This is a genomic window from Streptomyces sp. KR55 (genome assembly GCF_052245645.1).
Taxonomy (GTDB): Bacteria; Actinomycetota; Actinomycetes; order Streptomycetales; family Streptomycetaceae; genus Streptomyces; species Streptomyces flavusporus.
Window position 1 is genome coordinate 19,280 of the sequence record NZ_JBQQCE010000047.1, and the last position, 12,752, is coordinate 32,031.

Here is a 12,752-nt window from a genome sequence, read left to right on the forward strand (position 1 = left end):
TGCGTCACTGATCGTGACCTCGTGCAGCAAAAGCGGATGTTCACGAGAACGTGGACATCCGCTTATAGATCGTGACCTTGGAATCGAAGGAAAAGTGCCCCGGGTGGGATTCGAACCCACGCTGTCGGTGGTTTGAGCACCGTGTCTCTTCCGCTGGACTACCGGGGCTTCCTGTAAAAAGAAGGTTGGCAGTGACCCGCCGTGCCCCCACCTTACCGCAGCTGGGTAGGCTCTTGTCAGCAGTACCTCTGCCCCGAACAAGGAGCCCCCGTGACCGCCCCCGAGTCGCCCCAGCCCGTAGACGCGCCCGACGACGACAAGTCGCACGTGCCTCCGCTGACGACCCGTGTCGTCATTGCCGAGGACGAGGCACTGATCCGGCTCGACCTCAAGGAGATGCTCGAGGAAGAGGGGTACACGGTCGTCGGCGAGGCCGGTGATGGTGAGCAGGCCGTCGAGCTGGCCCGCGAGCACAAGCCCGACCTCGTGATCCTCGACGTGAAGATGCCCAAGCTGGACGGTATCTCCGCGGCGGAGAAGATCACCGAGGAGTCGATCGCGCCGGTGCTGATGCTCACCGCGTTCTCGCAGCGCGATCTCGTCGAGCGGGCTCGCGACGCCGGCGCCATGGCGTACCTCGTCAAGCCGTTCAGCAAGAGTGACGTCGTACCGGCGATCGAGATGGCCGTGTCGCGGTATACGCAGCTCAAGGAGCTGGAGAAGGAGGTCGCGGACCTCAGCCAGCGTCTTGAGACTCGGAAGCTCGTCGACCGGGCGAAGTCCATCCTGCAGACCGAGTACGGGCTGACCGAGCCGGCCGCGTTCCGGTGGATTCAGAAGACGTCGATGGACCGGCGGATGTCGATGCAGCAGGTGGCCGAGGCTGTCATTGAGGATGCCGCTGAGAAGAAGGCGGGCAAGGCCGCGGACAAGGGCTGAGCCCTCGGGTAGCAGCACGAGGCCCGCGTCCCCTGGTGAGCAGGGGGCGCGGGCCTCGTCGTGGTTGCAGAGGCGCTCAGTCCTCGCCGAGGTACGCCTTGCGGACGGACTCGTCGTGGAGCAGGTCCTGTCCGGTGCCGGAGAGGACGATGTTGCCGACCTCCATGACGTGTCCCTGGTCGGCGAGTGACAGGGCCGCCTGGGCGTTCTGCTCGACGAGCAGGATCGTGGTGCCCTGCGACTTCAGTTCGGCGATCGTCGCCATGATCTTCTGCATCATGATCGGGGACAGGCCCATGGAGGGCTCGTCCAGCATCAGCAGCTTCGGCTGGGACATCAGCGCCCGGCCCATGGCCAGCATCTGCTGTTCGCCGCCGGAGAGGGTGCCCGCGGCCTGGTTGCGGCGTTCTCCGAGGATGGGGAACAGGTCGTACGCTCGCTGGATGTCCTTCTCGATGCCTTCCTTGTCCTTCCTGAGGAAGGCGCCGAGCTGGAGGTTCTCGAAGATGGTCAGGCGCGGGAAGATGTGTCGGCCCTCGGGGGAGTGGGCCAGGCCCAGGGCGACGATCTTGTGGGCGGCGACGCCCGTGAGCGGCTTGCCTTCGAAGACGATTTTTCCGGATGTCGGCTTCAGCAGGCCCGAGAGCGTGCGCAGCGTCGTCGTCTTGCCGGCGCCGTTGGTGCCGATGAGGGTGACGACCTGGCCGGCTTCGACGCTGAAGGAGATGCCTTTGACGGCCTCGATCTTGCCGTAGGCGACTCGGAGGTCCTCGACCTCGAGCAGTGCGGTCACTGGGCGTCTCCCTTGGTGCTGGTGGTGCTCTGCGCGTTGACCGCGGCCTCGGCGGCTGCGACTTCGGCGGCCTCCGCCTCGCCCGGGTCGCCCTCGAACGGCTCGCCCAGGTATGCGGCGATGACGCGTTCGTCGGCCTGGACGACCTCTGAGGTGCCCTCGACGAGCTTCTCGCCCTGGACCAGGACGGCGACGCGGTCGCACAGGTTGAAGATGAAGCGCATGTCGTGCTCGATGACGAGCACGGCGATGCCCTTGTCGCGGATGGCGAAGACCAGTTCTTCGGTGGCCCGCGTCTCCTGGGGGTTCATACCGGCTGTGGGTTCGTCCAGCAGGAGCAGACCCGGCTCGCTCGCCAGCGCCCGTGCGATCTCGAGCTTGCGCTGCTCGCCGTAGGGCAGATTGCGGGCGAGGTGGTCGCGCTTGTGGGCGAGGCCGATGAACTCCAGGAGTTCCATGGCCCGTTCCTCGCTGGCCTTCTCCGCCTTCTTGAAGCCGGGGCCGCGCAGCAGGGCGGACCAGAGGCCTTCCTTGGTGCGGGTGTGGCGGCCGACGAGGACGTTCTCGAGGACCGTCATGTTGGCGAAGAGCCGGATGTTCTGGAACGTACGGGCGATACCCGCCTTGGTCACCAGGTGCGGCTTGGGCGGCAGGACGGTGCCCTTGTACGAGACCGTGCCCTCGGTGGGGATGTACAGGCCCGTCAGGCAGTTGAAGAAGGTCGTCTTGCCGGCGCCGTTCGGGCCGATGAGGCCGACGATCTCGCCCTCGTTGACGGTGAAGTCCACGGACCGCACGGCGGTGAGGCCGCCGAAGCGCATGGTGACGTCGCGGGCTTCGAGTACTGGTGTCGTCATGGTGGTCACGCACCCGCCTTCGTGGTGACGGCCGGTTCGTCGGTCAGCGTCGTTTGTTCTGGTACGTCGAGTTGGCCGGTCTCGTGGAATTCGAGCTGGCGGCGGCGGTTGGCGATGATGCCCTCGGGGCGGAAGCGCATCAGCAGGATGAGTGCGATGCCGAAGGCGAGGAGCTGCTTCTCCTGGAGGAAGACGAGCTTCTCCGGGATGAGGTAGAGCAGTGCTGCGCCGAGGAGCGGGCCGGCGACCGTGCCCATGCCGCCGAGGACGACCGCGGCCAGGAGGAACGCGGAGTTGGGCGGGGTGGAGCCGGCGAACTGGTACGGCGTCGGTACGACGCTGTAGGTGACGTGGGCGCTGACGGTGCCGGCGAGACCGGCGAGGGCGGCGCCGAGGGCGAAGGCGATGAGCTTCACCCGGAAGCCGTTGATGCCCATGGCGGTGGCGGCGGTCTCGTCCTCGCGGATGGCGATCCAGGAGCGGCCGATACGGGAGTCGGCGGCGCGGGTGTAGACGAGGACCACGATGGCCATGATGAGGACCATCAGCAGGTAGTAGTTGGCGAAGCGGCCGAGGGTGAAGCCGGCGATGTCGTGGGACTCGCCGAGGTTGAACCCGAAGAGTTTGAGGTCGGGGATGGCCGCGATGCCGTTGGGGCCGTTGGTGATGTCGGGTCCGGAGTCGCCGTCCATGTTGTTGATGGCGATGCGGAAGATCTCACCGAAGCCCAGGGTGACGATGGCGAGGTAGTCGCCGCGCAGGCGCAGGGTGGGGGCGCCGATGAGGACACCGAAGACGAGCGATGCGGCGGCACCGGTCAGGGCGGAGGCCCAGAAGGGGAACTGGACGCCGGAGAAGCGGGAGAACTCGGAACCGGAGACCAGGGCGGCGGTGTAGGCGCCGACGCCGAGGAAGGCGACGTATCCGAGGTCGAGGAGTCCGGCGAGGCCGACGACGATGTTGAGGCCGAGGGCGACGGTTCCGAAGATGAGGATGTTGACGCCGATGTTGGCGTAGTGGTCGTTGGTCTGGGTGAAGGGGAACGCGATGGCGGCGACGAAGCCCATGGCGAGCGTGAAGCTGCGGTTGTGGGCGGCGAGCCGGGAGAGCCGGTCGAGGAGACCTGCGGTGTGCAGGGCCCAGGCGGTGAAGGCCACCACGATGAGGTAGCCGATGAAGAGTTCGCCGTACTCGGTGTCGATGCCGTAGGTGAAGACACCGAGACCGATCATCGTGATGACGGTGAGGAGGAGTCGCTCGACCCAGGGTGCGACGGGGGTCGGCGCGGGAATCTTGTCGGCCTTCGTGATGTAGGCCTTGAGGGTGTCCTTGGCGTTGCCGGTGCTTTTCTCGGGGAGGGAGAGGGCGCCGAGGAGGGGGAGGAGGGCGGCGACGGCCGCGATCCAGCCTCCGGGTTCGAGGTTGGCGAGTCCGCCGAGTTCGACGCTGATCGCGATGATGGTGAACCAGGTGGTGGCGAAGCCGCTGACGGCGCTCAGCACGAGGGGTGCGTTGTTGCCGGCGGGCAGCAGCCAGCCGAGGCCGCGGATGCCGTACGACGCGAGGGCGAACAGCGCGGTGATGATGCCGGCGGTGAAGGTCAGCCATTGCAGGCCGCCGGGGTAGCCGTTGATGGTGAGGTCGCCGGGGAATTCGGCGGTCCAGGTCCAGGCGAGGAAAGCGGAGGCGGCGGTGGCGATGCCGCCGGCCAGCAGCAGGGCGCGGGCGGCTGCGAGGGTCAGCGGCAGCAGGCCGCGGGTGTCGGGCGTGGTCTTGTCGATGTCGGTCATGTGATCACGCCCTGTCCGCTACACGCTCGCCGAGCAGGCCCTGGGGCCGGACGAGGAGTACGAGGATGAGGAGGCAGAAGGCCCAGACGTTGGCCCAGCTCTGGCCGCCGAGCTGCTGCATGCCGGGGATTTCGTCGATGTAGGCGGAGGCGAGCGTTTCGGCGATGCCGAGGACGATGCCGCCGAGCATGGCGCCGTAGATGTTGCCGATGCCGCCGAGGACGGCCGCGGTGAAGGCCTTCAGGCCCATGAGGAAGCCCATGCGGTAGTCGACGTTGCCGTATTTGAGGCCGTAGGCGAGTGCGGCGACGGCGGCGAAGAAGCCGCCGATGGCGAAGGCGATGACGATGATGCGGTTGGTGTCGATGCCCATGAGCTGCGCGGTGTCGGGGTCTTGGGCGGTGGCTTGCATGGCGCGGCCGGTGCGGGACTTGCGGACGAACCAGGCGAGGGCGGACATGCAGAGGATCGCGGCGACGATCAGGAAGATGTCGGCGTCCTTGATGGTGATGGAGCCGATGTCGTGGGTGGTGTCGAGGCCGGGGAAGGGGCGGGCGCCGTCGGCCTCGGGGTAGAAGTTGCGGACGACTTCCTGGAGCGCCAGGGAGAGACCGATGGCTGTGATGAGCGGTGCCAGGCGTGGTGCTCCGCGCAGTGGTCGGTAGGCGAACCGTTCCGCTCCGACGGCGATGAGGATGGCGACGATGGCGCCGCCGAGCAGCATCAGGGGAACGGCGATCGCCATCGAGGTGCCGTCGGGCAGGATGTAGAAGTAGACCGTGAGGGCGCCGAATGCCCCGGTCATGAAGATCTCGCCGTGCGCGAAGTTGATGAGCTGGACGATGCCGTACACCATCGTGTAGCCGATGGCGATCAGCCCGTACATCGAGCCTAGGAGCAGCCCGTTGGCCAGCTGCTGCGGCAGGGTGTTCACCGCATGGCCTCCATGTCGCTGGTGGTCGTGTGCACTGGTTGCGTGCCGGGGGGGTCTGGGTGTGGAAATGGGCCGCGCGGTCGGGGTCCTCCTTCCGCGCGGCCCGTGTGTGGCGTGCTTGGGGGGCCTGGATCAGCCGAGCTCGGCGGTGCCGGTCTTGACAGCCTTCCACTCGCCCTTTTCGACCTGGTAAACCGTCAGCTGCTTGTTGGTGGTGTCGCCGTACTCGTCGAAGGAGACCTTGCCGGTGAGGCCTTCGAAGTCGGACTTCTGGACCTCGTCGACGACCTTGGGACGCAGTTCGTTCATCTCGGGCAGCTTGCCGTCGTTGGCGTCCATGGCGGCCTTCACGGCCTTGATGATGGCGGTGGTGGCGTCGTAGGCGTAGGTGCCGTAGGCGCCGTAGTCGCCCTTGTAGCCCTTCTCCTTGTACTCGGCGATGAAGTCCTTGGCGGCGGGCAGGGTGTCCGCCGGGACGCCGATGGCGGTGACGAGGTCGCCCTCGGCGGCGGCGCCGGCCGTCTCGATGTATGTGGTGGAGAACGTGCCGTCACCGGCGAACAGCGGGATCTTGACCCCGGCGTCCTTGAGCTGCTTGGTGATCAGCTGGGCCTCGTCGTACTGGCCGCCGTAGTAGAGCAGGTCGGCCTTGGAGTTCTTGATCTTGGTGACGAGCGAACCGAAGTCCTTGTCACCGGTGTTGACGTGGTCGGTGCCGACCACCTTGCCGCCGAGCTTCTTGTACTGCTCGTTGAAGATCTTCGCCAGGCCGGCGCCGTAGGTCTGCTTGTCGTCGACGACGAAGGCGTTCTTCTTCTTGAGGCCGTTGAAGGCGTAGTCGGCGGCGTAGCTGCCCTGCAGCTCGTCGGTGGTGGAGGTGCGGAAGTAGGTCTTGTACGGCCGCTTCTTGTCCGTCTGCCAGTTCTTGCCCTGGGTCAGCTCGGGGTTGGTGTTCGCCGGGGAGATCTGGACCATGTTGGCCGCGGAGAACACCTGCAGCATCGACTGGGCGACACCGGAGTTCAGCGGGCCGACGGCGCCGACGACGCTCTGGTCACCCGTCAGGTCGGTGGCGTTGGACTGGCCGGTGGCGGGCTGCGCCTTGTCGTCCAGGGCCTTGATCTTGAACTTGACGCCGGGGACCAGGTTCTTCTCGTTGGCGTCGTCGACGGCGATCTGGGCGCCGTACTGGATACCGAGGCCGGTCTGGGAGTTCTCACCGGACAGCGGGGCGTCCACGCCGATGGTCAGGGTCGTGCTGTCCCCGCCGTCGTTGCCGTCGCTGCCGCCGTTGTCGTCTCGGGAGCCGCAGGCGGTGAGCGTCAGAGCTCCGGTCGCGAGGACGGAGGTAAGTATCACCAAGGAACGTCGCACAATCAGTCCTTTCCGCAGTCACGCCCGCCCCGGGTTGGGGGCGGCGGGTGCCGCGCTGGTACCGAACTCCCGATGGAGCGGTGACTGGCGGTGACTCTAAGCGTGTGCGGGAACCGTGGAGGAGTACCTGACCAAGGCTGTGACGCTCTTGTTATGACACGACGTAATGCAGAGCGGTACTAGGCGGGTGGAAGCGCGGAATTCCAACCGATTCGCCCCGTCCGTATGCTGAGACCCGCAGGATCGGCCTGCTGTGATCAGTAGTGTTTTTGGTTTTGGTAATGGCGGGGAGTGGTTGCTGCAGGCTACCTGGTGCTGCTTCTGAGGCGTCGCCCGCCCACTGGATCGCGGCTGAAAGTGCAGGCCTCAATTGCGCGCGTATTACGTAGAGTTACAGACGGGAAAAAGAGTGCGTCGTTTCGCGGCACTTTTCCGCAAGAGCGACGTGCGGGGCCGGACCGCGGGGCCCGCCGTCCTGGTTGAGATGCGCTGGGACTGGCGGCGGGTCAACCACCCTGCGAGCCCGGCCCTGTGGTCGGCTCAGCCCGCTGAGCGCACGTGCTCCCCGTCGCCCGGGTTCACGTCCCGCAGCAGGCAGGTCAGGCGGGCGGTGCACACGCGTCGGTCCTGCTCGTCGCTGATCACGATCTCGTACGTCGCCGTGGAGCGCCCCCGGTGCACGGGCGTGGCCACGCCGGTGACCAGGCCGGAGCGCACCCCGCGGTGGTGGGTGCAGTTCAGGTCGACGCCCACGGCGATCTTGGAAGTGCCGCCGTGCAGCATGGAGCCGATCGAGCCGAGGGTCTCGGCGAGCACCGCGGACGCGCCGCCGTGGAGCAGTCCGTACGGCTGGGTGTTGCCCTCCACCGGCATCGTGCCGACGACGCGGTCCGCCGAGGCCTGAAGGATCTGCACGCCCATGCGGGTGCCCAGATGCCCGGCGGAGAACAGGGCGGGCAGGTCGACGCCGAGCGCCGCGTACTCGTCGATGACTTCTTGCGGGAACTTCACGGTCTGCTGCTCACCCATGGGGCCCGGCTCCGTTTCGTCGTCTTCTCGTCGGACGCGTCTGGGAACGCATCCGGCTGAGCAAACGCTCAGTCGGTCGCAGATTGTTCCAGACGGACGACGACGGACTTGCTGGCCGGGGTGTTGCTGACATCGGCGGTGGCGTCCAGCGGGACGAGGACGTTGGTCTCCGGGTAGTAGGCGGCCGCACAGCCCCGTGCCGTGGGGTAGTGCACGACCCGGAAGCCGGGCGCGCGCCTCTCAACGCCGTCCGTCCACTCACTGACCAGGTCGACGTACGACCCGTCCGCGACCTTGAGCTCCCGCGCGTCCTCGGGGTTGACGAGGACGATCCGGCGGCCGTTCCTGATGCCCCGGTAGCGGTCGTCGAGGCCGTAGATCGTGGTGTTGTACTGGTCGTGCGAGCGCAGCGTCTGCAGCAGCAGCCGGCCCTCGGGCAGCCGCGGGTACTCCACGGGCGCCGCGGTGAAGTTGGCCTTGCCGGTGGCCGTGGGGAAGCGGCGCTCGTCGCGCGGGGCGTGCGGCAGGGTGAAGCCGCCGGGGCGGGCCACGCGCGCGTTGAAGTCCTCGAAGCCGGGGATCACCCGCGCGATGCGGTCGCGGACGGTGGCGTAGTCCTTCTCGAACTCCTCCCACGGCACCGTGCTGTTCTCGCCGAGCACGCGGCGTGCCATACGGCAGACGATCGCCGGCTCGGACAGCAGGTGCGGGCTCGCGGGCTCCAGCCGGCCGCGGGAGGCGTGCACCATGCCCATGGAGTCCTCGACGGTCACGAACTGCTCGCCGCTGCCCTGAAGATCGCGCTCGGTGCGGCCGAGCGTGGGCAGGATGAGTGCTCGCGCTCCGGTGATGACGTGGCTGCGGTTGAGCTTCGTCGACACGTGCACGGTGAGCCGAGCGCGTCGCATCGCCGCCTCGGTGACGTCCGTGTCGGGGGACGCGGAGACGAAGTTGCCGCCCATTGCGAAGAACACCTTCGCCTCGCCGTCCCGCAGGGCGCGGATGGCGCGTACGACGTCGTAGCCGTGCTCCCGCGGGGGCGCGAAGCCGAACTCCTTCCCCAGGGCGTCCAGGAAGGCGGGTGCCGGCCGTTCGAAGATGCCCATGGTGCGGTCGCCCTGCACGTTCGAGTGGCCGCGCACCGGGCACACGCCCGCGCCGGGCCGGCCGATGTTGCCGCGCAGGAGGAGGAAGTTGACCACCTCGCGGATGGTCGGCACGGAGTGCTTGTGCTGGGTGAGGCCCATCGCCCAGCAGACGATGGTGCGCTCGGAGGCGAGGACCATGCGCAGGGCCTGCTCGATCTCCGCGCGCGTGAGGCCCGTCGCGGTGAGCGTCTCGTCCCAGTCGGCGGCGCGGGCGGCCGCGGCGAACTCCTCGTAGCCGTGGGTGTGCTGGCGCACGAAGTCCTCGTCGACGGCGCCCTCGGCCTCGAGGATGAGCTTGTTGAGGAGACGGAAGAGGGCCTGGTCGCCGCCGATGCGGATCTGCAGGAACAGGTCGGTGAGCGAGGCCCCGGCGGTCAGCCCCTTCGGGGTCTGCGGGTTCTTGAAGCGTTCCAGGCCGGCCTCGGGCAGCGGATTGACGCTGATGATCTTCGCGCCGCCCGCTTTGGCCTTCTCCAGCGCGGAGAGCATCCGCGGGTGGTTCGTGCCGGGGTTCTGGCCGGCGACGATGATCAGGTCGGCCTTGTGGAGGTCCTCCAGCAGGACGCTGCCCTTGCCGATGCCGATCGTCTCCGACAGCGCCGAGCCGGACGACTCGTGGCACATGTTCGAGCAGTCGGGCAGGTTGTTCGTGCCGAGCTCGCGCGCGAAGAGCTGGTAGAGGAACGCGGCCTCGTTGCTCGTACGCCCCGAGGTGTAGAAGACGGCCTCGTCGGGGGAGCCGAGGGCGGTGATCTCCTCGGCGATGAGATCGAAGGCGCGCTCCCAGGTGACCGGCTCGTAGTGCTCGCCGCCCTCGGGCAGATACATGGGGTGCGTGAGCCGCCCCTGCTGGCCGAGCCAGTAGCCGCTGCGGCCAGCGAGGTCGGCGACCGGGTGCGCGGCGAAGAACTCCGGGGTGACCCGGCGCAGGGTGGCCTCCTCGGCGACCGCCTTCGCGCCGTTCTCACAGAACTCCGCCTTGTGCCGGTGCTCCGGCTCCGGCCAGGCGCAGCCCGGGCAGTCGAAGCCGTCCTTCTGGTTCACCCGCAGCAGCGTCAGCGCGGTGCGCTTCACGCCCATCTGCTGCTGGGCGACGCGCAGGGTGTGCCCGATGGCCGGCAGCCCGGCCGCCGCGTGCTGCGGCTCGGCGACCTCAGGGGCGTCCTGAACCGGGTCGGCGTTGGGCGGCTTCGTTGCCATCGCCCGCTCTCCTTCGAGTGCGTGTGTGAGATACGTCTCCGATCCTCGCACGTGCCGGTGACAACGTTGACGGTGCGGGCGTGCGGAGGGCGTGAACAATGCCTGCGCCGAGGAGCGTGGACGGCGCCCGGGGCTGACTGTCAGTGGGGCGTGGCAGGATCGGGGGCGTGGCAGAGACAGCATCGAAGAAGACCGACAACAGCCCCGGCGGTACCCGTCCGCGCCTGATGCTCATGGACGGGCACTCGCTGGCCTACCGCGCGTTCTTCGCGCTGCCCGCGGAGAACTTCACGACCGCGACGGGCCAGCCGACGAACGCGATCTACGGCTTCGCGTCGATGCTGGCCAACACGCTCCGCGACGAGGAGCCCACGCACTTCGCGGTGGCCTTCGACGTCTCCCGCAAGACCTGGCGCTCCCAGGAGTTCACGGAGTACAAGGCGAACCGCTCCAAGACTCCGGACGAGTTCAAGGGCCAGGTGGAGCTGATCGGCGAGCTGCTCGACGCGATGCACGCCCAGCGCTTCGCGGTCGAGGGGTACGAGGCGGACGACGTGATCGCCACGCTCGCCACGCAGGCCGAGGCCGAGGGCTTCGAGGTGCTGATCGTCACCGGCGACCGCGACTCCTTCCAGCTGGTCTCCGAGCACACCACGGTGCTCTACCCCACAAAGGGCGTCTCGGAGCTGACCCGGTTCACGCCGGAGAAGGTCTTCGAGAAGTACGGGTTGACGCCCGCGCAGTACCCCGACTTCGCTGCCCTGCGCGGCGACCCGTCGGACAACCTGCCGGGCATCCCGGGCGTCGGCGAGAAGACGGCCGCGAAGTGGATCAACCAGTTCGGCTCGTTCGCCGACCTGGTGGAGCGCGTCGACGAGGTCAAGGGCAAGGCCGGGCAGAACCTGCGCGACCACCTGGAGGCGGTGAAGCTGAACCGCCGGCTCACCGAGCTGGAGCGCCACGTGGAGCTGCCCAGGACGGTCGCCGACCTGGCCCGCGCGCCGTACGACCGCAAGGCCGTCGCCATGGTGCTGGACACCCTGGAGATCAGGAACCCCTCGCTGCGCGAACGGCTCTTCGGCGTCGACCCGGGCGCCGAGGAGACCGAGCCCACCCCCGTCGTGGCCGACGGCGTGGAACTGGACGGCACGGTGCTGGGCACGGGCGAGCTGGCGCCCTGGCTCGCCGAGCACGGCGCAGGCCCCCTGGGCGTCGCCACGGTGGACACGTGGGCGCTCGGCACGGGCGCGGTCGCCGAGGTCGCGCTCGCCACACTGTCGGGACCGGCCGCCTGGTTCGACCCGTCCCAGCTGGACGAGGCCGACGAGAAGGCGTTCGCGGCCTGGCTGGCCGACGCCGCCCGGCCCAAGGTCTTCCACAACGCCAAGGGCGCGATGCGGGTCTTCGCCGAGCACGGCTGGACCGTCGCCGGCGTCACCATGGACACCGCGCTCGCCGCCTATCTGGTCAAGCCCGGCCGCCGCTCCTTCGACCTGGACGCGCTGTCCCTGGAGTACCTGCACCGCGAGCTCGCCCCCGCCGCCGCGGCCGACGGACAGCTGGCCTTCGGCGCGGACGACGGCGCCGAGGCCGAGGCGCTGATGATCCAGGCTCGCGCCGTCCTCGACCTGGGCCAGGCCTTCGAGGGCCGACTGCAGGAGGTCGGCGCCGCGGACCTGCTGCGGGACGTGGAGCTGCCCACGTCGGCGCTGCTGGCCCGGATGGAGCGGCACGGCATCGCGGCGGACCGCGCCCACCTGGAAGCCATGGAGCAGATGTTCGCCGGTGCCGTGCAGCAGGCCGTGAAGGAGGCCCATGCGGCCGCCGGGCATGAGTTCAACCTGGGCTCGCCCAAGCAGCTGCAGGAAATCCTCTTCGGTGAGCTGGCCCTGCCGAAGACCAAGAAGACCAAGACCGGCTACACCACCGACGCCGACGCCCTGGCGTGGCTGGCCACCCAGACCGACAACGAACTGCCCGTGATCATGCTCCGCCACCGCGAGCAGGCGAAGCTGCGGGTCACCGTCGAGGGCCTGATCAAGACCATCGCGACGGACGGCCGTATCCACACCACCTTCAACCAGACCGTCGCCGCCACCGGCCGCCTGTCCTCCACGGACCCGAACCTGCAGAACATCCCGGTCCGCACCGACGAGGGCCGGGCGATCCGCCGCGGCTTCGTGGTCGGCGAGGGCTTCGAGTCGCTGATGACGGCGGACTACAGCCAGATCGAGCTGCGCGTCATGGCCCACCTCTCCGAGGACGCGGGTCTGATCGAGGCGTTCACGTCCGGCGAGGACCTGCACACCACGGCTGCCGCGCAGGTGTTCGGCGTCGCCCCCTCCGCGGTGGACGCCGAGATGCGCCGCAAGATCAAGGCGATGTCGTACGGCCTGGCGTACGGGCTGTCGGCGTTCGGCCTGTCCCAGCAGCTGAACATCGAGGCGGCCGAGGCCCACACCCTGAGGGACGCGTACTTCGAGCGCTTCGGCGGCGTACGGGACTATCTGCGCCGGGCGGTCGACGAGGCCCGGGCGACGGGCTACACGGCGACGCTCTTCGGGCGCCGCCGCTACCTCCCCGACCTCAACAGCGACAACCGCCAGCGCCGCGAGGCGGCCGAGCGCATGGCCCTCAACGCACCCATCCAGGGCACCGATCTTGACGATGTCCGCCGCCGTGCCCTGG

9 protein-coding genes and 1 tRNA gene are annotated in these 12,752 nt (G+C 68.4%); 2 read left to right on the forward strand and 8 right to left on the reverse strand.

All coding sequences use genetic code 11. The annotated features are described in order from the left end of the window. Nucleotides 1-95: 95 nt before the first annotated feature. Nucleotides 96-168, reverse strand: a tRNA-Leu gene (locus ACTWQJ_RS09810). Nucleotides 169-270: 102 nt separating this feature from the next. Here ACTWQJ_RS09810 and ACTWQJ_RS09815 point away from each other — a divergent pair. Then, nucleotides 271-939, forward strand: a complete 669-nt coding sequence (locus ACTWQJ_RS09815; protein ID WP_053756713.1) for an ANTAR domain-containing response regulator — start codon at nt 271-273, stop codon at nt 937-939. A gap of 76 nt (nt 940-1,015) precedes the next feature. Here ACTWQJ_RS09815 and ACTWQJ_RS09820 read toward each other — a convergent pair whose 3' ends face one another. The 7 genes from ACTWQJ_RS09820 to ACTWQJ_RS09850 all read right to left on the reverse strand — a co-directional run bounded on the left by ACTWQJ_RS09820 (nt 1,016) and on the right by ACTWQJ_RS09850 (nt 10,064). Further along, a complete protein-coding gene (locus tag ACTWQJ_RS09820; RefSeq protein WP_443306235.1) occupies nt 1,016-1,732 on the reverse strand; it encodes an ABC transporter ATP-binding protein in 717 nt (238 codons plus the stop codon). After that, the gene (locus ACTWQJ_RS09825) at nt 1,729-2,589 is read right to left on the reverse strand and encodes an ABC transporter ATP-binding protein (RefSeq protein WP_443306243.1); all 861 of its coding nucleotides are present in this window, start codon (nt 2,587-2,589) and stop codon (nt 1,729-1,731) included. The genes ACTWQJ_RS09820 and ACTWQJ_RS09825 overlap by 4 nt, the downstream gene beginning before the upstream one ends. A gap of 5 nt (nt 2,590-2,594) precedes the next feature. Further along, nucleotides 2,595-4,379: a branched-chain amino acid ABC transporter permease gene (locus ACTWQJ_RS09830; RefSeq protein WP_443306236.1), complete on the reverse strand. Its 1,785-nt coding sequence runs from the start codon at nt 4,377-4,379 to the stop codon at nt 2,595-2,597. A gap of 4 nt (nt 4,380-4,383) precedes the next feature. After that, nucleotides 4,384-5,313 (reverse strand): branched-chain amino acid ABC transporter permease, encoded by a 930-nt coding sequence (locus ACTWQJ_RS09835; protein ID WP_443306237.1) that lies wholly within the window; start codon nt 5,311-5,313, stop codon nt 4,384-4,386. Between the two features lie 132 nt (nt 5,314-5,445). Continuing rightward, complete coding sequence (locus tag ACTWQJ_RS09840; RefSeq protein WP_443306238.1) at nt 5,446-6,675, reverse strand: branched-chain amino acid ABC transporter substrate-binding protein; 1,230 nt, start codon at nt 6,673-6,675, stop codon at nt 5,446-5,448. A 552-nt stretch (nt 6,676-7,227) separates the two neighbouring features. Next, nucleotides 7,228-7,716, reverse strand: coding sequence for a hotdog fold thioesterase (locus tag ACTWQJ_RS09845; RefSeq protein WP_443306239.1), 489 nt, complete (start codon nt 7,714-7,716; stop codon nt 7,228-7,230). 68 nt (nt 7,717-7,784) lie between these two features. Beyond that, nucleotides 7,785-10,064, reverse strand: coding sequence for an FdhF/YdeP family oxidoreductase (locus ACTWQJ_RS09850; RefSeq protein WP_443306240.1), 2,280 nt, complete (start codon nt 10,062-10,064; stop codon nt 7,785-7,787). 167 nt (nt 10,065-10,231) lie between these two features. Here ACTWQJ_RS09850 and polA point away from each other — a divergent pair. After that, a partial coding sequence (gene polA, locus ACTWQJ_RS09855; RefSeq protein ID WP_443306241.1) for a DNA polymerase I occupies nt 10,232-12,752 on the forward strand: 2,521 nt, incomplete at its 3' end.

Bases quoted from the DNA above. Each gene is read 5' to 3' on its own strand.
- ACTWQJ_RS09845 (WP_443306239.1), bottom strand. From the start codon at position 7,716: ATGGGTGAGCAGCAGACCGTGAAGTTCCCGCAAGAAGTCATCGACGAG.
- ACTWQJ_RS09830 (WP_443306236.1), bottom strand. From the start codon at position 4,379: ATGACCGACATCGACAAGACCACGCCCGACACCCGCGGCCTGCTGCCG.
- ACTWQJ_RS09850 (WP_443306240.1), bottom strand. From the start codon at position 10,064: ATGGCAACGAAGCCGCCCAACGCCGACCCGGTTCAGGACGCCCCTGAG.
- ACTWQJ_RS09825 (WP_443306243.1), bottom strand. From the start codon at position 2,589: ATGACGACACCAGTACTCGAAGCCCGCGACGTCACCATGCGCTTCGGC.